Genomic DNA, 24717 nt, shown 5'->3' with positions numbered 1-24717 from the left:
TAATTCAGTTTAAACCTCGCAATGCAATTAGATGCAATGCGTTTATAATGGGATGCTTACTTTGAAAAGCATCACGTAAGGATATAGCTATCCTTAAAAAACTGAATTATACTTTAGGGGGTTGGAAAAGCGATTCCAGATATCTGGAAGTGAAGTTTACTTTATGTAAGGTAAACTGTTTTTTCCCTTCAAACTTTAGTTGATTGGTTAAAGCCGAATTGTTGTTCGCAATAATTAATACTAGAGGGTGACAACATTGATGATGGGAATGGACTGGTGTATTCTCCTTATCTGGGTTATTATGATGCCCTTCATTTTTTGCATCATTGTCAATGTAATCTTCAACTACATATTCAAGGAAAGAGTCTCCATAAACTTTATGGTCTTGATAATGGGTAATAATGCTTGAAATTTCTTTAATTGGCCCACAAAAATCCATATCAATGCTAATTCCCTGAAAAAAGAATAGAAGCGACATTGATATGGAAAAGAATATTTTCATAAAGTTTTACAAATATACAAATTAATCGATGCACAGGTTGTGCAAAGAAATTATCAGCAACTTTTATTTTCTTGAATCGGTGGACAGGGTATAGTTCCAAAAGAGCAATAAATACAACAGTCTCCTTCTTTTGGTTTTAATACTTTCTCGCAGTTTTCAAATTCATAAAAGAACTGGCATTCCCTTTAAAACCTTTTATTTTGAATTAACTCGCACAGCAACTTAATTTAGAAACATCTTTTCCAAAGGTAATTGCTGCCAGTTTAACAGCTTCCCCTAAAGTTAAATATGGATAAAAACTTTCTGCCAAGTCTTTTACAGTGATTCCAAATTTAATAGCCATACTTAATTGTTGGATGAGTTCGCCACCTTCTGTTGCTATGACTCTTGCGCCTATTAATTTATCGGTTTCAGTGTTGCGCATCAGTTTTATGAACCCTCTGGTATCTTGCGCTGCCAATGCTCTTGGAACGTGAATTAAATCAAGTTTACTGACTTCAAAAGGAATTCCCTTTTTTTCTGCTTCCAATTCGTCCATACCTGCTCCTGCAATTTGAGGGTCTGTAAATACTACCCAAGGTAAAGATGAATAATCCAAAATGGTTTTTGATAATGAAAATGCGTTTTGTACTGCTGCACTGCCTTCGGTTGCTGCTGTATACACAAATGCTGGTGTATTGGTAACATCTCCTGCTGCGTAAATATTGGAAATATTAGTTTCCATTTTTTCGTTAACTAAAATATGTCCTTTTTCTGTCAGGTTTAAGTCAATATTCTTAAGACCTAATTTAGATGTATATGGTTTTGTTCCTGTAGCTACGACAATATGGCCTTCTTCAATTATTTGAGTGGTAGAGTCATCAGGACATTTGCAATGAATAATAGTGTTGTCGCCATCTTTTTCAAATTTAATGGCTCTAAAATTTGGAAGGATTTCAATCCCTTCAGTTTTCATTTGTGTTTCTAAAACATCTGTAATATCGTTGGTTTGACTACGTAATGGTCTATCTGTAAATTCTATGATACGAACCTTTACTCCCAAGCGGTTATATGCCATTGCAATTTCCAAACCGATATAGCCAGCTCCCATTATGGTTAAGCTTTTTGGTTTTTCTTCTAAATCGAATAAAGATACATTCGTTAAGTAGCCTACTTTATTTAGTCCTTCAATGTTTGGAATGTTTGTTGTTGCTCCTGTTGCTATAATGATGTTAGTTGCGGTGTATGTATCTTTTCCATCTACAAGAATGGTTTTATTATCTACAAATTTTGCCCAACCTTTAAGCATTGTTAAGTTTTTGAAATCACTTACCACATCCATATATTTATGTTGCTGTAATGTGGATACTAATGCTTTTTTGTCTTTTATAATTTGAGTAAAATCAATTTCAACACCTTTGGGTTTAATTCCTTTAAAATTAGAATGTGTTGCGTGATACACTGTTTCGGCAGCTCTAATCAAATTTTTAGAAGGTACACAGCCAACATTGACACAGGTTCCTCCAAAATCTAATCCATCATTTACCATTAATGTTGTTAAGCCAATGCCTTCGGCTTTTATAGCTGCTGAAAATGCTGCTGAACCTCCACCAATAACAATTAAATCGAATTTATTCTTTTCATCATAATCTTTGGTATTTGTAACACAGCAATCTTTCTTTTTTATATCTTCAACAACTGAATAGTTACCTACATTGTTTACTGCGTTAATAACATCTTGATTGCTTATTTTATTGGTGTCATAAACAAATTTTCCTTCTCCTGTTTCGTGATTTACAATACTACTTACAATTCCGTCTTTAACGTTTAAATCTTTTTCAATATGTGATGAACACCCAGAACAAGTCATTCCGTTGATGTTTAAATTTATTATTTTATTACTCATCTTTTTCTTTATTAATTACTTTATATCCTGTTGAGTTTATTGCTTTTTCTATATCCTCTTTAGTCGTTTTTGTATTATCAAACTTCACTTCTGCGTTTGCCTTTTCATAGGAAGCATTGATTTTTACAATACCTTCTAACTCATTAACTGCGTGTTTAACGTGTTCTTCACAAGATGCACAAGTCATCCCTTTAACATCAAAATTTAATGTTTGAATAATGGATTGATTGACTATAACCACTTCTTTCTTATTATCAGGATAAAAAATATGAGCATAATAAGGAAAAGCAATTGAAACTGCTGCAAACAATGTAATACCAATTAAAAAACCTTTGGTTTGAAACCATTTTGGTTTTGCATCAACTTCACAACCACAATCATCGGCATTTTTTGGTTTTAAATAATTATACCAGGCATAGCCAATTGCGATTATAGCTAAACCAATTAAATATGGTCTAAATGGTTCCATCCAAGATAGTGCAGACGCACTTCCTCCAACGCCAGCAATTAATGCTATAACAGGTGGTATGCAACAAGAAGATGCTGCTACAGCAGCAAATAAACCTGTGTATGTTGCATTTTTTGATGTTTTTTCTGTTTTCATTTCTTTATAAATTATGCTGTTTTTCTAATTAATTCTATTGATTTAAAAATGCTACTAAATATCTCTGTTTCATCTCTATTTAAAGAATAGTAAAGCGTTTGACCATCGCGTCTTGAATTGATTATTCCTGCATCTTTGATTTTGCGTATATGTTGTGAGATTGCCGGCATACTCATTTTTAGAATATCTGCTAAATCACAAGGGCATAGCTCATTTTCTAAATTCAATAAATAAAGAATTTTCAATCTTACATCGCTTCCGGCAATTGATAAAAGTTTTGTCATTTTTTGAAAACTTCCTTCCATTTCATCCAATGTCTCCATACAGTTTTGTAACTGCTTATGGTTGGCTTCCGCCCTTGTACAGGTTATTTCTAATTTCATAAGTTATGTTTTACAGGTGCAAATATATAATTAATTACGTAATTAAGCAAATGCTTAAATAGTAAATATCAAATAGTATTAATTATTTCAAATTAGTATAAAATTATTTATTTAAAGTACTCCTATTAAATTTCATCCAAAAATTTCCTGTTCTCACCAACAGAATTTTTAAACTGGGTAGGCGTCATTCCTGTAACTTTTTTAAACTGGTTACTTAAATAAGCAACACTACTATAATGAAGTTTAAAAGCTATTTCACTCAAGGTTAATTCATCATAAATGATGAGTTCTTTTATACGCTCAATTTTTTGATTTATAATGTATTGCTCAAACGTGATACTTTCTACTGATGAGAATAGAGAACTTAAATATTTATAATCAAGATGAATATTGTCGCCTATATAATCTGCCCATTTGAAATCGAGCTCCTCGGAAGAATGATGGATTTTATCTACAACCAATGTTTTCATTTGTTCAATAAGTTGACTTTTACGGTCGTCAATCAAACTAAATCCTGAATTTTGAAGCGCTTTGGCAAGGCCATTTTTGGACTGGGTATTTAATGCTGAAACCAATTTAACCTCTCCCAGTTTGACAGAGACATACGGTATTTCAAGTTGTTCCAAAATATTGGATACCGCCGAAATACATCTTGGGCAGACCATATTTTTAATATGGATAATCTCATTCATATAGTACTTTTTTCAAAATAATGTTGATCCAGATTTGTATAGAGAATAGTAAACAGCAGCTATTGCAGCAACAACAAAAATCAATACGATTACAAGAAAAGCTATAATTTTATCTTTTTTTGAAATATCACTTTCAGGTTGATGTTCCTTCCTTTCATTTTTTCTTCTATTTCTTCTGCTTTCACTCATTATCGTTCGCCGTGATAAAACCAAGATTGCTCTATGGTCTTATTCAGATTACTTGATTAATCCGTATTTCATTTTATTGTAATGTTGCTTTTACCTCTCCACAGGTTTTCATAGCCTCTCCATAATAAGGATTGCGCACCTCTTTTTCTAAACTTATCCAATAAGCACCCTTATTATTATCTGCCATTGGACAAAACTGAACATATATTTCTTCATTGACCCCAAAAAGCTGTATACTACTTATCATATGGGCAGAAAGATGCTTAAAATGCCCTCTTTGGATTACAATATCCGTACTGTTCTCAATGGCATTGGCAGAGGTCTTTAACTCCTTCTGAATGGTCATCCAATGGTTATGTGCTTCTTCATCAGATAACAACTTCATATCTACTTTTTTCAGGGATTGGTCTATTTGTTTTCCTGCTTTTTGTGCATTTTTGGCATCATCATTTACCAATGCATCTTTTAGAAGGATATAATCATCGAAAACCTGTTTTAACTGATTCTGAAATTTGTTTGAAACGGCAATCCTTTCCTTCATTTGAGAATGATTGGCTTCATTTGTAGTTTCTCCAGAACTTTCTTCTTGCATTCCCAAATGTCCTTCGTGACCTGTGGTTGTTTTACCACCCGATGCATTCATCATACTTTTTTTGCCTTGTAACTGTGCAGCAGCATCTACGGTAAACGTTCCGTTAGTTACTACTTCATCTCCATTCTTTAAACCTTCAAGAATGGTGTAACTATCGCCAGTAGCATTGCCTAATAAAACTTCCCTCATTTCAAAAATAGCTTCATTAGGATTCGTTTTGACATAGACTACAGAGCGTTCTCCCGTCCACATAACAGCAGTGGATGGTACAGAAACAGTATTCTCGATGCTTGTTTGCACACCCTCAATTATGCCTTCCACGAACATTCCTGGTTTAAAGAGATCCTTCTTATTTTGTAAAACCGCTCTCACAACTACCGTTCTTGTTGCAGAATTTAATAATGGGTCAATAAACGAGACTTTTGCATCAAATACTTCATTCCGATACGCATTTGTGGTTACTTTAATAGTTTGTCCTTTTTTTAACGAAGCAATTTGGTTTTCATAGGCATCAAATTCCGCCCATACGGTATTGAGATTTGCAATTTTGTATAAGGGCTGACCTTGCTTTAGATAATCCCCTTCTTCTACCATTTTCATTGTTACCGTTCCCGATACGGTTGCAAAAATTGGAAAGTTCTCTTGTACTTTTCCAGCAGTTTCTATAGCGTTAATTTGCTTTTCTGAAAGTTTCCAAAGTTTGAGCTTGTTTCTAACTGCTTTATACAATTCTGGTTGCGATTCTTTCAAAGATGATGCGGTAAGTAGCTCTTGCTGTGCCGCAACCAATTCTGGCGAATAAATAGTTGCCAAGCGTTGTCCTGCTCCAACACGCTCTCCTGTAGAATTAACGTATAGTTTTTCTATCCTTCCTCCAAAATACGTGACTTGTACGGCATTTGACTCTTCATTGGCTTTAATCTTACCAGATAATTTCAGGGAATTATTTCCCATTTGTCCTTGTCCTACAAGTGACGTTTGGATATTTGCCAGCGCCATGGCGTTATCTGTCATTTTTATTTCATTGGCATTTAGGCCATCGGCACCAGATTCGGCTGGAATTAAATCCATTCCACAAATAGGACAATCTCCTGGTTCTGGTTGCATAATCTGTGGATGCATAGAACAAGTCCACATTTGCTTAGCAGCAATTTCTTCTGCGTGTTCGTGAGAGTCTTTGGCATTATTTGCCTTATCCGAAGAACCTCCACCAAATAGAAGAAATCCGCCTAACAAGCCAACAATCAACGCAACGCCTATGTAAATGATATTTTTATTCATTTTAATTTTATTTATTTGTTATTTTCCAATCGTTTTATCATTGCTTTCATTTCAGCAATTTCCTTTTCTTGTGCTTTGATAATATCATCGGCTAATTTCTTAACTTCTGGATCTTGTATATCAGCTCGCTTACTAGTTAATATGGCAATAGAGTGATGCGGTATCATAGCTTTCATCCATAATACATCTCCAATAATTGGGGCTTGGGCTCTCACAAGACCTAATGCGCCAGCAAAAAGAATAATACTACCCAAGATGATTGCTATATTCTTCTTTTTGTTTTGGTACATATTTCGCATCGCCACAAACATTATGATGGCCATAGCTGCAATACCCAAACAACTCATATAAAACCGCGTGAGACTAAAATAAACGTGATCAATTTGATACGTGTTTAGGTACATTGTAATATACATTGCAACAAAGGATGCCGCCAGCATACCTACAAATTTTGTGTATTGATTCTTCTTTTTGTGTTGATTTGAATTTTCCATTTATGTTGATTTTAGTGTTACTTATTTTGTTTCTTTTTAAAAACTTTTCTAATGGTTGGCGATAAGGTTTACCAAAGTAAAAAACCGCTTAATACCGTAATTAACAGTAATAATGAGGCTCTTTGGCAATTTCCAATAATTCTAAAGTTTGAATGGATTGCAAATTTTTAAGTTGAGCAATCCCCATTAAGTTGTTAAAAGAAATCTGTTCAGGTTCATCTTTCTTAAAATGGTTTCCGTGAATTTCATCAATTTCCGTCCTACTGAAATACAAGCTACCAATAGTCCACATCAAAAATTGAATGCCAATAAAAAGGCCTAAATAGCGATGTGTTTTTCTTATTTTAAAAGCTGTCTTTCTTTTAATCATTTTAATTTACTTCAAATGGAAATTCAATAACGACCCTCTCCCAACTCAAACTCATTGTGCCTGATGCATCGGAAGTCTTTGTTATCTTATATTCTAAATGCTCCTGAACTTCTTCGGAAATTTTAGGGGTTACTTTAAATTGTAATACATTATCCTTCTCGTCATATTCATCTTTACCGTGTTGATCCCAATTGGTATTGAAAATGATTTTCCATTCTTCCTCATTAGGAATTACAAATAATCCGTATTTGCCAGCTTTCAATTCTTTTCCTTCAATGTTTAAATCTTTATTGGTTTCTATCCAAGTCGCCATATGTGCACCAGCTTGCCAAACTTGATCGTAAGCCAATAGACCTCCAAATATCATTCTATTCCTAACACCCGGTGATGAATAGTCGATGTGGATATGTGCGTCCCCCTATCATCGCCATTGCAGACGTATGTGGGCTTAATACTTTCTTTGGTGGTTTCGAGGTCGTTTCAGCTTGAGGTTGTTCCGTAATTATTTCTTTTTTTTCTTGTTTACAGGACACGAAAAGAAAAGTGCATAACAATAGGCTAATAGGAATACGTAGTTTCATAAGGTTTTATCTTTAATATTTATTTTTTATTTCGTGACGGCGAATGAATTTTCATAATTTTAATTTTTCAGAATTTATTTGTCAACGTGAATTCTATTAATGTTTGCAATACCAAAAAGCTAAAGGAAACTTCTATCATTACCAATAGTTTGCCTGCAATGGTAATAAGCCTATAAGTACTACTTGAAAGTGAGAGATAAACTTTAATAAACCAACCAAAATGTTTACCCCTCAAAACCAAGCATTCTTCACTAAACTTCTCTTCATCATAAGTTTTTAAATACCTGACATAGGAAGAGAGACTTTATATTAAAGGATTTAATCTCTCTCCCATGTTCAGGCTGCTATTAACCAAATCAACTTTTCTTTTTCAAAATTTATTGTGCCTGACACGGGAAGGTTTTAACACTAACTATTTTCCTTCCCAAGACAGGTCTTAACTATTCTGATATCCTTATTATCTTACAACTTTCTGCTAACTAATAAACCAGAATATCGAGAAGATTTTTACAAGGAATTATCTATTGAATAGTTTTTTGAACTTTTCCACATTTCAGCATTCTACTCCCGTAATACGGGTTTCTAATCTCCTTACTGGTACTTAACCAAGCACTACCCTTATCATACATTGGGCAAAACTGTTCGTACAAGGTGGTTTTTGTGCCGGTAATAGCCACCATATCTGTCATATCTTTGCTCAACGTCTTGAAGTGCTCGCGTTGATGGTCTATGGCACTTTCAGAAATATGTTCTGCGTGTTCCGTAGCATCTTCTATGATATCGGCCAGCTCTTCTTGCTGTTCTTTTGTATAACCACTCATATCAAATGCTTTTAGAGAAGCTACCAGTTTAGTGCCTGTTTGTGCTGCTTTTTTAGTGTCATCTCCTACTAAAGCATCTTTTAAATTGAAGTAATCACTTAAAACCGCCTCTGCTTTTACGTCACTAATTTGTGCATTTGCAAAAGAAACGACTAACAATAGCATTGCTGCTATGCTCATTTTTAAATTTTTCATTTTTCTATATTTAATTATTGTTTATAAACTATCTTTTAATTTTGAAATAAAATTGATTAATTCCTCTTCTTCAGCTTTTGAATATATTGCCTCACTATGTATTAAAGTGTAAGAATCCAAAGGCATTTCTCCGCTTTCTATCTGTTTTATAATTGACCGAAGTTTACTTGATTTTCTTCGGCTTGAAAGCGAATCCCATTCACTAAAATTAAGTTCGGCCTTTCCTTCTTTGATGTGGTCTTCCAAAAACCAAGCAGCGGGTTGAATTTTATTATACCAAGGGTATTGCGTGTTATTACTGTGGCAATCATAGCAGGATACCTGTAACTTTTGCTGAATTTTTTCAGGAACATTATGGACTAACATAAAATCAGTTTTGGGTACTGTATCGTTTTGATTGCGTTCTGTGGGAATAAATTGTATCCCCACAAACCCTACCAATAATACTAATGCTATGACTTTTACAATCTTCATCTAGTTAATTTCTTTTTGCACCTTACCACATTTCAGCATTTTACTTCCGTAGTAAGGGTTTCTTACTTCTTCACTCATACTTAACCAATTACTACCACCATCGTACATTGGGCAAAATTGTTGGTATAGCGTGTTTTTAGTTCCAGTAATTGCGACCATATCCGTTACACCTTCACTTAAGATTTTAAAGTGCTCTCGCTGGTGTGCTATATCACTTTCAGAAATATGTTCTGCGTGTTCTACGGTATCTTCAATAATATCTTTTAAATCGGTCTTTTGCATATCTGTATAACTAGAAACATCAAGCTTCCCTAAACTTGTTGCCAGGCGTGCACCAAGTTCTTTGGCTTTAGCATTATCATCGGCAACCAATGCATCTTTAAGATTGAAATAATCGTTTAATATGACTTCTGAATTACCATCTCCACTCATTGCCATGTCTTTTTTTTCACTATCGTGGTGACCATCACTATTATCGTGATTCATTTCGGAATGGTCTACATCAGTGTTATTTTGTTCTTTGTTGTTGTCTTTACAAGACACTGCTGTTAAGGTTATGAATGCTATCGCAACGATACCTAATGTTGTTTTTAATTTGCTCATTTTGTATTTGATTTTGATTATTAATATTAATTGTGATTTATTTTGTTTTATTAAAAACGTGCAGATAGTCCACCACCTGCTCCAAAGCGATTGTCATAACTACCTATAATTGAAAAATTTCTAGATAATAAATATTCAATTCCTGCACTCCAGACGACTTCTTTCTTAAAGCTATCACCTAGTGGTAATTCATCTACCCATCCAAAATCTGCTTGATACTCATAAACTCCAAAAAGAACCGTTCTTGGAAAAATAGTTATCGCACGACTCAAACTAATTTGTGGACGTAACTTACTATCCATACGAACATCTAGACTAAACAGAAATGGGGTTAAATACCTAATTCCTGCAATAGCGGTTGTATTGATTTCATCCAAACTATCGGCTCCTTCATTTTCAACATTTACACCACCAAAAACACGTAAATAATCGTGTAAATAGCGTTCATATGTAAATTCTGCTTCAAGGTTTTCGTTCCATCCATATTCCGCCGAAAGCGTAAACTGGTTTCTAATATTGGACGTCATAAATGTTGCACCAGTCATATGTGAAGCTACATCAACCATTCCCCAAGAATACCATAAATCTGTTTCTTTAATCAATTTTGAAACGGGATAGGCTTCCATTCTAGTATCTCTAGGTGTATCGTAACTCATTACTCTAGCCATACCACCCATCATATGATATAAAATATGACAATGGAAAAACCAGTCTCCATATTCATCCCCATAAAACTCGATAGTTATTTCTTCCATTGGCGGAACATTTACGGTATGTTTTAAGGGCGAGTATTCTCCATTTTTATTAATAACTCTAAAAAAGTGACCGTGTAAATGCATAGGATGATGCATCATTGTAAGGTTGTTTAGAGTGATTCTTGTAACTTGATTTCCCTTTATCTTTATCTTATCAGTTTCAGACAAGGGAACACCATTCATACTCCATATATATCGGTTCATATTCCCTGTGAGGTTCAACAAGATTTCATTAACTGGTGTGCCTTTTGCATAGGTTGTCTTTTCTGGGGACTTCAAATAATCATAGTTGTATTCTGAAAACATATCCATTCCCTCCATAGTGTTTGATTCTTTATTATCCATTTTCATATCACTATTTTCCATTTTAGAATGATCCATATGGGTCATTGTAGAATCCATCTTCATATCATTCGCCATTTTATCATTTTTCATATTAGAATGATCCATTTTCATCTTACCGTTCACTTCCATCCCCTTCATATCATCCATCTGCATGCCATATTCTTCTTTCATCTCAAAACGTTCGTCTTTACCTGGCTGAAATTTTAGCGCGTGAGCACCCATTTTCATTTTCATTTTGGCCATTTCCTGCATCATTTGGATTTTGTCAGGTCTCGGAAGAATTTCTGCAGGTAGAATTTCGCCATTACCAATGTATGCCAAGGAATTGCCAGAGCCATCTTGCGCCATTGAACGCAACTCAATTTTACCATTTTCAGGAATAGTTATAATAAAATCGTAGGCTTCTGCAATAGCAATAAATGTTTTGCTACGCTTTACAGGAACAATGTCTTTTCCGTCAGCTGAAACCATTGTTGGTGCTTGACCACCAAAGGTCATCCAGAATTGTGAAGAGGCAGCTCCGTTGATAATACGTAACCTTACTTTTTCACCCGGTTGAAATTCAGGATATTCTGCAATCTCTTTACCATTGACTAAAAATGCAGGATAATAAATATCGGCAATGTCGGCACCTTCCATCCGTTGACGCCAGAAATCTAATTGTGCGCCAAAGGCACCTCTTGCAACCACTTGATTTAAAGGTGTAGATGTACCTTTCTTCATTTGATACCACTCATTGCCTCGCTTTAGGTTTCGTAGCACATTCATTGGTTTTTCATTTGTCCAGTCGGACAATATCAACACTAAATCTTTGTCGTATTCGAAACTTTCTTCTTTTGGATGGATGACAATGGAGCCGAAAACACCACTTTGTTCCTGTAGCATTGTGTGCGAGTGATACCAATACGTTCCATTTTGCTTAATGGCAAACTCATATTTAAAAGTAGTTCCGGGCTTTATAGGCGGTGTAGTCAAATAAGGAACACCATCGTAAAAATTCGGTAAAAGGATTCCGTGCCAATGCACCGAAGTTTCAACGCTCATTTCGTTTTTCACGTAAATAACCGCATATTCGCCTTCGGTAAATTCAAGTGTTGGCCCTGGGATTGTACCATTAACGGTCATCCCTTTTACTTCTGTTCCTGCTTTGTTAACCATTTCTTCTTTGAGGGTTAACGTATATTCCTTTACTGGCAAATTATCAATATTGCCTTCAACAGACTGTGCAAACAGTGCTGGACAGCCAATTAATAGGAATAGAATTGAATAGTGTATTGCTTTCATATTTTTAGTTTTCTCAATTTTAATAAAAATTAGTTCTTCTAATTGCTCCAGATCGGATTGTATTAATTCGTTAAATAATTAATAAGAGCGGTTTGAACATAATAAAGCTTGATTGTCTCAATTTGCCCCATTTGAAACTTCAATTGTAATTCCTGAATATCGAGTACGTCATTAAAATTAATAGTTCCCGTTTCATAGTTTTTAATAAGGATTTCTTCAGCATCTTCGGCCTGTTTCAAGTTGTTTGCCTGTGTATTGAATTTTATTCTTGCCTGATTACGCTGCGAAATAGCTTTTGATAATTCGGCTGTCAACACATTCAGACGTTCGTCTTTTTGAGATTGTATTTCCTTTTTTCGCAACTCATTCTGCTTAGTTTGAGATTTATATTTATTATTGAATATTGGAATTGACACAGAAACCATGGGCATAACCATATCTTTAAAAGAGCTGGTTATCATTGGACTATCTTCTTGGTTGATATACTGCACTCCGAAACCAATCATTGGTCCACCTTCTTTTTGGTTTAACAACTCGGCCTGCTCCACAGACTGGTATAGTTTGTCGTATTTAAGCAACTCTGGATTTACGGACAAACTCTCATAACTATAAAAATTGTCGCCTTTCGGAATTTCCAAAGAAGAAACGACAGTTACATCTTTATTATATTCCCGGTTTATTAAACTGTTCATAGCTGCCTGTATCCCTTTATTTTGCTGAATTAAAACGTCTTTCTCCTGTTTTAGCTCATTCTGTCTAATTTGTAACCGCAACACATCCACTGCTGATGCCTTGCCTACCTCTAAAGAAGTGAGTGCAAGACGTTCATAAGTTTCCAAGAGTGCTATATTTTCATCAAGCACTTTTTGTTTGGCTCTAATTTCATAGAGCAAATAATAGAATTGGGATACGGAAAGTGCTAATTTTCGTTTTGCGATTGTCACTTCAACATATTGAGCATCTGCCATCGATGTGGCGTAATGCTCTCTTGCAGATATCGTTCCGAACCACGGTAACATTTGCATTACAGAGGCGCTGAATTGTTCCATAGGCATATCCATTTCAGGTGCTATAGCCATAACTCCAAAATTAAATTCTGTATTTGGTAAGCTGTTAACTTCATTTACTTTTTCAGAAGCAATTTGAAACTGAAGATCAAACTTTTGAATCTCTGGACTTTTGGATAATGCTTCTTGAATAAGAGTTTCTAAATCTTGTGCTTTTGCGAAAGTTGACACAAACAACAAACAGATTATAAATATTATATGTTTCATTTTATAGCTCTTTTTAATTGAAATTCTTTTTTCCAGCTAAACAATACTGGAACAACAAATAAAGTTATAAGTGCAATAAGCATCCCTCCAAATGATGGTATAGCCATTGGAATCATTATATCACTCCCACGACCCGTTGATGTTAATACCGGTAACAGCGCAAGAATAGTTGTTGCCGTTGTCATTAAACACGGACGAATACGCTTTTCTCCTGCTTCCACTACAGACGCCCGAATCTCCTGTTTTGTTTCGGGTGTATTTCTATCAAAGGTTTGGGTCAAATAAGTTGCCATAACCACACCATCATCTGTTGCAATACCAAACAGGGCAATAAACCCTACCCATACCGCAACACTTAAATTAATAGTGTGCATTTGAAAGAGGTCTCGTAAATTTTCTCCAAAAAAGTTGAAGTTTAGAAACCAATCTTGGCCATAAAACCAAATCATTAGAAAACCTCCGGCAAAGGCTACAGCAATTCCTGTAAAAACCATCAAAGAGGTAGTCACGGAACGGAACTGGAAATAAAGGATAAGGAAGATAATGGCAAGTGCCAATGGCACTACTACGCCAAGAGTTTTCTCTGCTCGCAATTGGTTTTCGTATGTTCCCGTAAATTGATAATTGATACCTTTAGGCACAATCAACTCTCCTGAATCGATTTTTTCTTGAATAAGCGCTTGTGCATTTTCCACCACGTCTACTTCAGCGAAACCATCTAGTTTATCAAAAAGAACATATCCTACTAAAAACGTATCCTCACTCTTTATAACTTGTGGTCCTTGCTCATATCTAATAGTCACAAGCTCACTTAATGGTACTGGGCTTCCTTTTTCTACAGGAACATAAATGTCTTCGAGATCATTTGGATTTGCGCGCAATTCTCTTGGGTAGCGCACTCGAATACCGTAGCGCTCCCTACCTTCAACGGTCTGTGTTAATACCATTCCTCCAACCGAAATTTGAATGACTTGTTGCACATCTTCAATAGTAATTCCATATCGTGCCAGTCGATCCCTGTCAATATCCAATAACAGATAAGGCTTACCTACAATACGGTCAGCAAATACAGCTTCATTCTTAACACCTTCTGCTTGCTTTAATATATCTTCTAACTGCAGTCCAAATGCTTCAATTTCTTTTAAATCCTGTCCTTTCACTTTTATTCCCATTGGTGCTCGCATCCCTGTTTGCAACATCACCAAACGTGTTTCAATGGGTTGTAGTTTAGGTGCTGAAGTAACTCCAGGAAGCTTTGTAACCTTCACAATTTCTTTCCAAATATCATCTGGTGATTTAATCTCTGGTCTCCAGTTTCTAAAGTACTCTCCATCGTCATCTGGAATAAGTTGAGAATTAGTGACAGAAAAAGGATCTTTTAATTCGGACGCCTTGTAATTGGAATTATCATCTTCAATTTCATTATTAGGATTGGTTACCAAACTTCCATCCTTGAGAACAAATAATCCATCATCATTTACTTTAAAGCGCTGTCTTTTCCTGTTCTCATTTAGCATGTATTCAGATTTGTACTGAATCATATTTTCATACATCGATAAGGGTGCTGGATCCAATGCAGATTCTGTACGCCCCGATTTACCAACGACTGTTTCAATTTCTGGAAGGCTAGCTACTGCCATATCCAATTGCTGCAATACACGTTTGTTCTCTTCAACCCCAGAGTGCGGCATTGAAGTTGGCATTAACAGAAAAGATCCTTCATTAAGGGATGGCATAAATTCCTTACCAGTATCACGCATAATCAATACACCGAAAATGACAATCGCGGTGGGAACCGAAAGAAATAATAACTTATTGCGCAGTGCCCAATTTAAAATTCGCACATAATAGTTTCTAAAAAGTGTAAACACCCCTAAAAGACCAAAACAGATAAGACCTACAAAAATTAGATTTATAAATATGCTTCTATCTACGCCAAGTGGTCTCCAATACTCTGCCAATAAGAATATGATAGCAAAAGCTGATACAAATATGTTGATAGTATTTGAGCGTTTTGAGGTAATTATTTTCTTTAACGAGAGGATACCCACCACACCAAATGCTACTAATATTAATCCTAGCGGATATCCAAAAATAAGAGATACAATACCCAAAATAATCATTGCTCCATTTAGCATATAACAAAAAGAAGTCTTTATATTACGCTTTTTAAATAAATAGGCTGCGAACGGTGGAATTAAAAATAAAGCCACAATTAGGGATGCTGTTAGGGCGGCCGTTTTGGTAAAAGCCAAAGGTCTAAACAATTTACCTTCAGCACCAATCATCGTAAATACAGGAATAAAACTTATAATAGTGGTCAGTACTGCTGTTAAAATTGCCCCAGAAACTTCGGCAGTTGCATTATATACTACTGTGTTCATTGGAACGTTTTCCTCATTTTCATCAATGTGCCGAAGTACATTTTCTGTAAGAATAACACCTACATCGACCATTGTTCCGATAGCGATAGCGATACCTGATAAGGCCACAATGTTAGCATCCACATTGAAGAGTTTCATTGAAATAAAAACCATTAGCACCGCAACAGGTAATAATCCCGAAATCAATAATGAAGCCCTTAAATTGAACACCATTATGATGATTACAAAAATGGTTATAAGAATCTCCAATGACAGCGCTTCATCGAGTGTTCCCAATGTTTCTTGAATAAGTTCTGTTCTGTCATAAAAGGGAACAACGGTAAGTTGTGATGTTCTTCCATCACTTAATGTTTTAGAGGGCAAACCTGAACTTAATTCGCTTATTTTCTCTTTCACATTATTGATGACCTCCATAGGGTTAGCACCATATCTGGCAACCACCACTCCTCCTACAACCTCTGCTCCTTCTTTATCTAAAATACCTCTTCTTGTTGCAGGACCGTGCGAAACTTTTGCAATATCCTTTAAACGTATAGAGGTGAAATTTTCTGATGTCACTACAGCATTTTCTAGATCTTCAAGGGACTTGACATACCCCAAACCACGTATGAGATATTCCGCTTGGTTAATTTCCAAAGTCTGTGCACCAACGTCCTTATTACTTTGTTTAACCGCTTTGACAACTTCATTTAAACCAATTTTATATTGCCTCATCAACTCGGGGTTGACATCTACTTGGTATTCTAAAACATAACCACCAATTGAGGCGACTTCAGAAACACCACTTGCTGAAGACAGCGCATATTTCACGTAGAAATCTTGAATACTTCGTAATTCCTGCAAATCCCAACCACCTGTTACGTTTCCGTTTTCATCACGACCTTCTAGTGTATACCAATAAATTTGACCAAGTCCTGTTGCATCTGGCCCAAGTGCTGGATTAACAGCTTCTGGTAAAAGTCCAGCAGGTAAAGAATTTAGCTTTTCAAGGATTCGGCTTCGGCTCCAGTAGAATTCGATATCCTCTTCAAAAATGATATAAATACTAGAAAACCCGAACATAGAAGAACTACGTATGGTTTTAACGCCTGGAATACCCAAAAGCGATGTGGTTAATGGATAGGTAATTTGATCTTCAATATCCTGTGGGGAACGACCATCCCATTTAGTAAATACAATTTGTTGGTTTTCGCCAATATCGGGAATCGCATCTACAGCTACAGGATTACGAGGTAATGAACCAGTGTTCCATTCAAAAGGGGCATTTACGACTCCCCAAGCCACAAATAAAGCTAATAGCAAAACGGCTACCAGTTTGTTTTCAATTAGAAATTTGATGCTTTTATTTAGCATAGGTATATGTATTAAGAAATTATAAATCTTGTTTAAAAAGCACTAAACAAGCAGAAGTGTCCAAAACAAGTTAATGCAGGACTACAGTGATAATTACTTAAAAATCAAATAAGGAAAGTTTGGTCTAGAATTTGAATATCCTTGACCAAAAGAGGAGGTGTGTAATCTCTATAAGAGTTTATATCTGTTTGAGATTCAAAAAACAGATTTATATAACTGTGAATAAACGCGGCAACAAACAATTGTTGATCTTTATTCAATTTATCAAACGACGTTTTTATAGTATCTTGGCCTTCAACAATAAATTGTTCATCACTACAACAATCGTCTTTGCTGATATCACACTCTGATGAAGGCAATTGTTGTTGAACTTCCATTCCGCAAGTTTCAACGTGACCAAATAAAGAAGAATCCACTAACGTATCACCACAATAGTGACTATCAACAGTAAATGAAACTGTTGATAGAAGCACAATAAGTGCCATACAAATGGATGATATTTTATGAAAAAATTCCTTCATTAGTACTGCAAAGTTAGAAAAAATTTATAACATTCTATTTATTTAACATTTCTTTTTGATTCATCGAGATTTAATTTGCACTTTAAAAAGCGTAAATATTATGTACAAATAAAAAGATTACATTTTATTTTATATGATGAAAATCATATTCTTGTTGAACTTTATTCATTATCTTTGTAAAGCACATTTCTATTATTTTAAACATAAAAATCTGATAATTAATTAATTGTATGAAAAAATCATATAGTTACTAAAAATCAAATGTTAAACAAAATTTGACTACATTTAAGCGTGAAATCATTTTTTTCTAAAATATTATCCTTCTTTTTAGCAGTATCAATACTGTTTTCTACTTCTTCCTTTGCGGTGGATATGCACTTTTGTTGTAATAAATTGGTGGATATCGCTTTTTTTAGCAAAGCGGAATCTTGTATGGATATTGTGCAAAAAAAAGATGATAATCTCAAGCAATGTTCTTCTATTCAAGAGAAAGACTGCTGCGATAATCAGAGCATTGTTAAAGAAGGAGATGATACATTCAAAAAGTCCAATACAATACTCGAAACCGAAACAATCGTTTTCTTAAACACTTTCGTCTATTCTTATATAAATCTTTTTAAGGGATTAGATGAAAACGCAATCTCCTTTAGAGCCTACAGGCCACCATTGCTTTCTACAGATATAATTATTCTCAACGAGACCTTTCTAATTTAGAATCTACATCGTAGATTAACTTTAATCTGCAATACCTCTTATAGCCAAGTTTTCACTTCTGGCTGACATTTGTTGTAACCTATTCTCAACAACATCTTACACCATTAAACCTGTTAGGTCTTCACCTTTCAAACCATTGAGTTAAAATTCAATGCAAATACATTATATACTATGAGCAAACCAAAAGAATTTTGGATTAAGAATATGGTCTGTAATCGCTGCTTAAAAGTAATTCAGCAAGAATTGCAACAACTTGAAGTAAAGATACTTTCATTAGAATTGGGAAGATTATTGGTAGAAGCACCAAAAAAAACCAACGATGAAATTATCCATGCTGTAACAACAGTACTTCACGCCAATGATTTTGAAATCGTTGAGAACGAAGAAGAAATGCTTGTAGAGAGAATCAAGATTATTCTAATTGAACAATTGCAAGACTTGCCATTACATATAAAGTTAAAAACATCCGAACTATTAGCATCCAGTCTTCATAAGGATTATAAACAATTGAGCAAGCTTTTTTCTACCAATGAAAAAACCACCATCGAGAAATACTTTATAAAACTAAAGATTGAAAAGGTAAAAGAACTCATTCAGCTTAAACAGTATTCCTTTTCTGATATAGGCTACATTTTGGATTATAGTAGTGTCAACCATTTGTCCAGACAGTTTAAAGAAGTAGTGGGTCTGAGTATGACCGATTATAAAAACGCTGAAAATTGGAAACGGAATTTTTATGATGAAATTATATAAATATCAACGAAAGTTGTGCAGATGATAGCTTAAGACAATCACTAATTTTATTAAAATAAATCAAACTAAAATGAAAAAATTTCTCATCACATTAGTATTAATTCCTTTTTTCGGAATTGCACAAACATTGGAAGGTTTAGAATATATCTCCCCTTTTAACAATGACGTAGCTGCCATTAAAAAAGACAACGAATGGGGTTTTATTGACCAAAATGGCAAAATAATAGTTGATTTTCGAAACGATTTGATACTGACCAAAACAGACAATGCAAATTACCCCATATTCAGTAACGAAAGATGTCTAATTGCACATCATAAAGATGGTGTGCTCTATTATGGCTATATCGATAAAACTGGAAAAACAGTCATTACACCACAATTCTTGAATGCCAGCAACTTTAAAAATGATGTAGCTGTTGCATTAAAATTGGTCAAAGAAGAAAGTAGTGGCATGAATGAACTGATGAAGAACATAGTGAACTATCACTATTATGAAGTGGTTATTGAAAAGGCTGGGGAAATAAATCAATATTTAACAGAAGAACCTATACATATTACCCTTACCAAAGAGAAAATGAAAAAGCCTCCTGTAATTACCTCCAAACTTATTTCTAATAATCTAATTGCGGTTAGGAACAATAATAACAAATGGACGCTTAAAAAAATCAGTGAATAAGTAGGTTGGATTATCCATTTGCCCTTTTCGCAACTTGGTAGTATCACAAAAAAAAAACAGATAAACCATGAAACTCATATTAATCACATTAATACTTTTAGGATTGGGAATTGCAGGAATAGCAATAAAACTTTGGACTAAAAAAGGTGGCAAGTTTGCAGGAACATGTGCAAGCCAAAACCCTTTGCTTAATAAAAATGGAGAGCCATGTGGGTTTTGTGGCAAAACTCCCGATCAGGTTAACAACTGTGAAGAAATTTAACATTCTTAGTGGTCAATATACGAGTATAAAAACCGCAGTACTGAGCCAGAATAACACCTGATTAAAACAAAATAAAACAATACGATGAAAACACAAGTAATTATTTTAGCCGCAATTGGGCTTTTTAGCTTAAACAGTTGTATCCAAGAAACAAATCCTCTAGCGCTGATGGAAACGCATGAATCCCGCAGCGAGGTTTATAATGCCATTGCCCAGAATGACAGTTACATGACAGAATTTATGGCAAATTTGCAAAATGACGAAAATGCCATGAAAATGATGCAGGACAACTACAAGATGATGGGTGCCGTGAAACATGGAGAAAACATGCAAATGATCATGAAGGACAGCACAGCAATGCACGCGATGATGGCAACGATGATGAACGACGGTAAAATGATGGGGACTATGATGAAAATGATGCACGAAAAAGGAATAATGAGCGAGGACTGTATGGAATCCTGTAAAAATATGATGGGTGAAAAAGGAATGGATATGCAGGGAATGAATAAGATGAACGATATGAATAATCCATCTGAAGAAAACCATACCGAGCATCATTAATTTTAACCTTTAAAATCAAAAACAATGAAAAATAATCACTGGATATGGATGGTCATCGGTTGTGGTCTACCACTACTGTTCATCTTTTTAGCGCCCTCATTTGGTATAGGAGGTGGTTCATCACTATTTATTTTCATCCTTTTTATGTTTGGCATTCATCTTTTTATGCCCCACGGGTCTCATCGACACGGTGGTCATAACCATTCACAACATAAACAAAATGATGAAATCAAAAATGGTCAAAATACACCATCAGCAAAACCTAAAGATCAACAAGAAGGACATAATCACTAATAAAAAAACAATAAAGCATCCATTATTAATTTTTAAACACACAGCGGAATGATTAATTGGATGTTCCATCTGCCCTTTTTTAAAACAAATATTATAAACAGATGAAACAAAAATTTCAAATAAATGGAATCAGTTGTGGTGGATGTGTTGCAAGGGTAAAGAAAACCTTGGAATCGCATCTCAACATCGATAAGGCTGAAATTTTATTGGCACCAAAAGGAGCTACACTCATTACGATGAATGAAGCACTTTCGGTTGCCGAAATACAAAAGCAACTCGATGCGCTCAATGGCTATACAATCACAGAAATTAATTAATAACAACTAAAAATTTTAATTATGCATTTACACGACGGACATTTTGGAGGCATGCACCTTATATGGTGGATTATTTGGTTAGGTATTATTATTTGGATATTCTTTATCCCTTATGATATCCCTTACCAAAAAACAAAGAAAGACAGCCCATTGGACATTCTTAAAAAACGCTATGCAAAAGGCGAAATATCCAAGGAAGAATATGAAGAATCAAAAAAGATTTTAAACGAGGACAACTAACCTTAAATTATAAAATTATGCATCGTTTAAACGTAAAAAAACTCGGTTTTGCCTTCGGTCTTACAGGAAGCTTGATTTATTTGGGCTGTATGATTGTAATGATTACTGCGGGACAAGAAGGATCTATTGTCTTTTTTAATAGTCTCTTACACGGTCTGGACACTACCAATATTATAAGAATGGACATTTCCTCATTGGAAGCATTATTTGGCTTTGTCCAAACATTTATTTTAGGATGGCTTATAGGCGCTTGTATTGGAGCATTTTATAACGCACAAATAAAAAAGGAACAATAGGTTCAAAAGAATTAATATGAACGTAAACCATTCAAATACTACTATGACAGAACCTGCTTGCAAGATAACAGATGAAATTTGCCTGCCTGATACTAATTTACCTCGTGTTGTTATTATAGGTGGTGGGTTTGCAGGTTTGGCATTGGTTGAAAAACTGAAACACAAAGAGATGCAGGTGGTACTGTTTGATAAAAACAACTTCCACCAGTTTCAGCCATTATTTTATCAGGTGGCAACGAGTGCCTTGGAGCCTGACAGTATTGTGTTTCCATTCCGAAAGCAAATCAATGGATATAAGAATGTATTGTTTCGTTTGGCTGAAGTAGAAGAAATCCAACCTTCTACAAACACCATTATAACCAATAAGGGAAGCCTTCACTTTGACTATCTTGTATTGGCAACGGGAACAACTACCAATTTTTTTGGGCTGGATAATGTCGAGTCCCATAGTCTTGGAATGAAAGACATTCGAGATTCCCTGAACATCCGACATATGATGCTTCAAAATTTGGAACAAGCTGCCATCACTTGTGATGAAAAGGAACGTGATGCCTTAACAAATTTCGTCATCGTTGGTGGTGGCCCTGCTGGCGTAGAGATGGCAGGGGCTTTAGCTGAATTCTGTAAATACATTCTTCCCAAGGATTATCCAGAATACCCTTCTTCCATTATGAACATTTATTTAATAGAAGCCATTGATGAATTGTTAAGTACAATGTCTGAAAAGGCATCTTCGCAAACCCTGAAATATTTGAAGGACTTGGATGTAAAGGTACTATTAAATGAATCGGTAAGCGATTATGACGGTTCCGTAGTCACAACCAAAAGTGGAAAAACCATTTTAGCCAAAAACCTCATCTGGACGGCTGGTGTTAAAGGACAGTTCCCAAAAGGCATTGATGAAAAACACGTGGTTAAGGGCAACCGCTTAAAAACAGACTTATTTTTAAAAGTAGAAGGTTACGAAAACATTTTTGCTATAGGTGATATAGCAGCGCTAATTTCTGAAGATACACCCAAAGGACATCCACAAGTAGCCCAAGCAGCTATTCAACAAGGAAAATATCTGGGGAATTCAATACTGAATATTTTAAATAACAAGCCCATAAAACCCTTCGAATATAAAGACAAAGGTTCATTGGCCACAGTAGGAAAACGCAAGGCAGTAGCCGATTTGGGTAAATTCAAATTTGCAGGCTATTTCGCCTGGTTGCTATGGTCTATCGTACACCTTATGTCTATAAGTGGGTTCAGAAACAAATTGATGGTGGGTTTTAATTGGGTGGTAAGCTATTTCACATATGAAAAGAGCAATCGTTTGATTATTAGAAATTTTAAACCGAATTCATCAACTAATAATATAAAGAACTAATTTACTGATGAAAAACACCACAGATAAAAAAAATAAGCTTACACTAATTGGTTCCATATCTCTCGGTACAGGCGTAATGATTGGCGCTGGCATATTTGTTCTTATGGGGCAAATAGCCGAATTGGTGGGCGACTTATTTCCAATTGCCTTTATTGCTGGTGCCATTGTGGTGGGTTTCAGTTCATATTCCTACGTCAAGTTTTCAAATGCTTTTCCATCTTCTGGAGGGGTCGTCAAATTTTTAAATAAATCATACGGACCTGGAACGACAACAGGTGTTTTTTCATTGTTGATGTATGTATCAATGGTAGTTTCAGAAAGTTTGGTGGCGGGTACTTTCGGAGCCTATACGCTTCGGCTGTTCCCAGAGAATTTTGCAGGTTACGCGTCTGTTCTTGGTATTCTGCTATTGGTAACAGCCTATATCGTGAACATTTTAGGGAATAAAGTAATTGGCGCAACAGCCACATTTACAGCAATTATTAAAGTCGCTGGTATTGCATTACTCGCGATTGCAGGCTTAATAGTTTCCGGGTTTGCAGATATTACAGGAGAATATATCCCTCAAAATACCGAAGCCTTGCCAAAAGGATTAGGTTTTTTAGCCGCATTGGCATTAGCAATACTCGCCTATAAAGGATTCACAACAATCACGAATCAAGGTGGAGATATTAAAAATCCACACAAAAACCTTGGACGGTCCATTGTGTTTTCCATTCTAATCTGCACCATTATATATGTAGCATTGGCACTGGCTGTTGCAGGAGGGCTAAGCATTCCAGAAATAATCGAAGCTAAAGATTATGCCTTGGCTGCTGCTGCAAAACCCGTTTTCGGGGAATGGGGTTCTTGGATTACTATTGCAATTGCGATTATCGCGACTTTTTCAGGCGTTATCGCAAGTGTGTTTTCCGCATCTCGTTTGTTGGCGATGTTAAGCAATATGAAACAAGTACCATCACTAAAAAGAATGGGTAATTTTAAAAATCCTGCCCTCATATTCACGGTTTCACTGGCTATTTTGCTGACCGTAATGTTCGATTTAACAAGAATTGCTTCCATAGGAGCTATTTTTTATCTCATTATGGATATAGCTATCCATTGGGGGCTTTATCGTCACCTTAAAAAGGAAGTGAAATTTAACCCTCTCATTCCGCTAATAGCCATTGTAATGGATATTGCAGTCCTCACGGCCTTTCTTTATATAAAATATTTGAACGATCCTCTGGTACTTATTGTTGCAGCGATTGGGATTATTCTAATAATTGTTGCGGAACGTCTTTTTATGATTTCGCATACAGACGATGAAGGTAATATGCCGATGGGAATGAGCTAGGACAAATCAAAAATAATAGAAAATAATATTAATTAATTTAAAATTTAAAAAAATGAAACAACAAATTGAAATTACAGGAATGACCTGCGGAGGTTGTGTTAAAAATGTCAAAGATACATTAGAACAAATTGAGGGAGTACAAACGGTAGAAGTAAGTCTGAATCCACCGCAAGCAGTTATTGAAGCAAATGAGTCTATCAGTAGCGCGCAACTCATTCAAGCCTTGGCAAAAGCGGGTGGCTACAGTATCACGGGTGCAAAAGGTGACGATATGCAAAAAAAATCAGGAGGATCCTGTTGCAGTTAGAAAC

Annotated in this window: 27 protein-coding genes and 2 pseudogenes; 12 read left to right on the top strand and 17 right to left on the bottom strand. The window is 35.3% G+C overall.

The annotated features are described in order from the left end of the window. Nucleotides 1-106 precede the first annotated feature (106 nt). The 17 genes and pseudogenes from ES675_RS06825 to ES675_RS06750 form a co-directional block, all read right to left on the bottom strand. Nucleotides 107-478, bottom strand: coding sequence for a hypothetical protein (locus ES675_RS06825; protein WP_066249878.1), 372 nt, complete (start codon nt 476-478; stop codon nt 107-109). 77 nt (nt 479-555) lie between these two features. After that, nucleotides 556-681 (bottom strand): annotated as a pseudogene (locus ES675_RS16710) (GDCCVxC domain-containing (seleno)protein); the annotation flags it as partial. A 26-nt stretch (nt 682-707) separates the two neighbouring features. Then, a complete protein-coding gene (gene merA, locus ES675_RS06820) occupies nt 708-2387 on the bottom strand; it encodes a mercury(II) reductase (protein ID WP_066249875.1) in 1680 nt (559 codons plus the stop codon). Next, the gene (gene merTP, locus ES675_RS06815) at nt 2380-2991 is read right to left on the bottom strand and encodes a mercuric transport protein MerTP (RefSeq protein WP_066249872.1); all 612 of its coding nucleotides are present in this window, start codon (nt 2989-2991) and stop codon (nt 2380-2382) included. Before merTP ends, merA begins: the two co-directional genes overlap by 8 nt. Nucleotides 2992-3002: 11 nt before the next feature. Next, nucleotides 3003-3374: an ArsR/SmtB family transcription factor gene (locus ES675_RS06810; protein WP_066249869.1), complete on the bottom strand. Its 372-nt coding sequence runs from the start codon at nt 3372-3374 to the stop codon at nt 3003-3005. A 125-nt stretch (nt 3375-3499) separates the two neighbouring features. Then, the gene (locus ES675_RS06805; RefSeq protein ID WP_066249866.1) at nt 3500-4066 is read right to left on the bottom strand and encodes a helix-turn-helix domain-containing protein; all 567 of its coding nucleotides are present in this window, start codon (nt 4064-4066) and stop codon (nt 3500-3502) included. Nucleotides 4067-4328: 262 nt separating this feature from the next. Beyond that, nucleotides 4329-6128, bottom strand: a complete 1800-nt coding sequence (locus tag ES675_RS06800; RefSeq protein WP_066249862.1) for an efflux RND transporter periplasmic adaptor subunit — start codon at nt 6126-6128, stop codon at nt 4329-4331. Between the two features lie 11 nt (nt 6129-6139). After that, nucleotides 6140-6622, bottom strand: coding sequence for a DUF305 domain-containing protein (locus ES675_RS06795; protein ID WP_066249859.1), 483 nt, complete (start codon nt 6620-6622; stop codon nt 6140-6142). A 106-nt stretch (nt 6623-6728) separates the two neighbouring features. Then, a pseudogene (locus ES675_RS06790) lies at nt 6729-6992 on the bottom strand (hypothetical protein); the annotation flags it as partial. Between the two features lies 1 nt (nt 6993). Continuing rightward, nucleotides 6994-7359 carry a DUF2911 domain-containing protein gene (locus ES675_RS16600; protein WP_231931266.1) on the bottom strand — a complete coding sequence of 122 codons (366 nt, stop codon included), beginning with the start codon at nt 7357-7359 and terminating at the stop codon, nt 6994-6996. A gap of 735 nt (nt 7360-8094) precedes the next feature. Continuing rightward, a complete protein-coding gene (locus ES675_RS06780; RefSeq protein ID WP_394349080.1) occupies nt 8095-8574 on the bottom strand; it encodes a DUF3347 domain-containing protein in 480 nt (159 codons plus the stop codon). Between the two features lie 36 nt (nt 8575-8610). Beyond that, a complete protein-coding gene (locus ES675_RS06775; protein ID WP_066249847.1) occupies nt 8611-9063 on the bottom strand; it encodes a heme-binding domain-containing protein in 453 nt (150 codons plus the stop codon). After that, nucleotides 9064-9666, bottom strand: a complete 603-nt coding sequence (locus tag ES675_RS06770; RefSeq protein WP_026814616.1) for a DUF3347 domain-containing protein — start codon at nt 9664-9666, stop codon at nt 9064-9066. A 50-nt stretch (nt 9667-9716) separates the two neighbouring features. Next, nucleotides 9717-12050: a multicopper oxidase domain-containing protein gene (locus tag ES675_RS06765; protein ID WP_066249844.1), complete on the bottom strand. Its 2334-nt coding sequence runs from the start codon at nt 12048-12050 to the stop codon at nt 9717-9719. A 62-nt stretch (nt 12051-12112) separates the two neighbouring features. Beyond that, complete coding sequence (locus ES675_RS06760; protein ID WP_066249841.1) at nt 12113-13324, bottom strand: TolC family protein; 1212 nt, start codon at nt 13322-13324, stop codon at nt 12113-12115. Next, nucleotides 13321-17061 (bottom strand): efflux RND transporter permease subunit, encoded by a 3741-nt coding sequence (locus ES675_RS06755; RefSeq protein WP_066249837.1) that lies wholly within the window; start codon nt 17059-17061, stop codon nt 13321-13323. Before ES675_RS06755 ends, ES675_RS06760 begins: the two co-directional genes overlap by 4 nt. A 104-nt stretch (nt 17062-17165) precedes the next feature. Beyond that, nucleotides 17166-17582 carry an HYC_CC_PP family protein gene (locus ES675_RS06750; RefSeq protein WP_066249833.1) on the bottom strand — a complete coding sequence of 139 codons (417 nt, stop codon included), beginning with the start codon at nt 17580-17582 and terminating at the stop codon, nt 17166-17168. 291 nt (nt 17583-17873) lie between these two features. On the opposite strand from ES675_RS06750, the gene ES675_RS06745 reads away from it, so the two are divergent. The 12 genes from ES675_RS06745 to ES675_RS06690 all read left to right on the top strand — a co-directional run bounded on the left by ES675_RS06745 (nt 17874) and on the right by ES675_RS06690 (nt 24713). Next, nucleotides 17874-18296: an HYC_CC_PP family protein gene (locus tag ES675_RS06745; RefSeq protein ID WP_066249829.1), complete on the top strand. Its 423-nt coding sequence runs from the start codon at nt 17874-17876 to the stop codon at nt 18294-18296. Nucleotides 18297-18467: 171 nt separating this feature from the next. Then, nucleotides 18468-19049, top strand: coding sequence for a helix-turn-helix domain-containing protein (locus ES675_RS06740; RefSeq protein ID WP_066249827.1), 582 nt, complete (start codon nt 18468-18470; stop codon nt 19047-19049). A gap of 70 nt (nt 19050-19119) precedes the next feature. Then, on the top strand, nt 19120-19725 hold the full coding sequence (locus tag ES675_RS06735; RefSeq protein ID WP_066249824.1) for a WG repeat-containing protein: 606 nt from the start codon (nt 19120-19122) through the stop codon (nt 19723-19725). A 67-nt stretch (nt 19726-19792) separates the two neighbouring features. After that, nucleotides 19793-19987, top strand: a complete 195-nt coding sequence (locus ES675_RS06730) for a membrane or secreted protein (protein ID WP_066249821.1) — start codon at nt 19793-19795, stop codon at nt 19985-19987. Between the two features lie 84 nt (nt 19988-20071). Then, the gene (locus tag ES675_RS06725; RefSeq protein WP_066249818.1) at nt 20072-20551 is read left to right on the top strand and encodes a hypothetical protein; all 480 of its coding nucleotides are present in this window, start codon (nt 20072-20074) and stop codon (nt 20549-20551) included. A 24-nt stretch (nt 20552-20575) separates the two neighbouring features. After that, nucleotides 20576-20845: a hypothetical protein gene (locus ES675_RS06720; protein WP_066249815.1), complete on the top strand. Its 270-nt coding sequence runs from the start codon at nt 20576-20578 to the stop codon at nt 20843-20845. Between the two features lie 101 nt (nt 20846-20946). Beyond that, complete coding sequence (locus ES675_RS06715) at nt 20947-21162, top strand: heavy-metal-associated domain-containing protein (protein WP_066249809.1); 216 nt, start codon at nt 20947-20949, stop codon at nt 21160-21162. 21 nt (nt 21163-21183) lie between these two features. Continuing rightward, nucleotides 21184-21402, top strand: a complete 219-nt coding sequence (locus ES675_RS06710; protein ID WP_066249806.1) for an SHOCT domain-containing protein — start codon at nt 21184-21186, stop codon at nt 21400-21402. A gap of 17 nt (nt 21403-21419) precedes the next feature. Continuing rightward, nucleotides 21420-21698: a DUF5676 family membrane protein gene (locus ES675_RS06705; protein ID WP_066249803.1), complete on the top strand. Its 279-nt coding sequence runs from the start codon at nt 21420-21422 to the stop codon at nt 21696-21698. A 16-nt stretch (nt 21699-21714) separates the two neighbouring features. Beyond that, the gene (locus ES675_RS06700) at nt 21715-23070 is read left to right on the top strand and encodes an NAD(P)/FAD-dependent oxidoreductase (protein WP_066249799.1); all 1356 of its coding nucleotides are present in this window, start codon (nt 21715-21717) and stop codon (nt 23068-23070) included. A gap of 7 nt (nt 23071-23077) precedes the next feature. Continuing rightward, nucleotides 23078-24406, top strand: coding sequence for an APC family permease (locus ES675_RS06695; protein WP_066249796.1), 1329 nt, complete (start codon nt 23078-23080; stop codon nt 24404-24406). A 79-nt stretch (nt 24407-24485) separates the two neighbouring features. Beyond that, a complete protein-coding gene (locus ES675_RS06690) occupies nt 24486-24713 on the top strand; it encodes a heavy-metal-associated domain-containing protein (RefSeq protein ID WP_170244077.1) in 228 nt (75 codons plus the stop codon). The last annotated feature ends 4 nt before the right edge of the window (nt 24714-24717 follow it).

Source organism: Algorimicrobium algoritergicola (assembly GCF_008086165.1).
In the GTDB taxonomy this organism is placed as follows: Bacteria; Bacteroidota; Bacteroidia; order Flavobacteriales; family Flavobacteriaceae; genus Algorimicrobium; species Algorimicrobium algoritergicola.
This window is presented reverse-complemented; position numbering and strand designations above follow the sequence as displayed.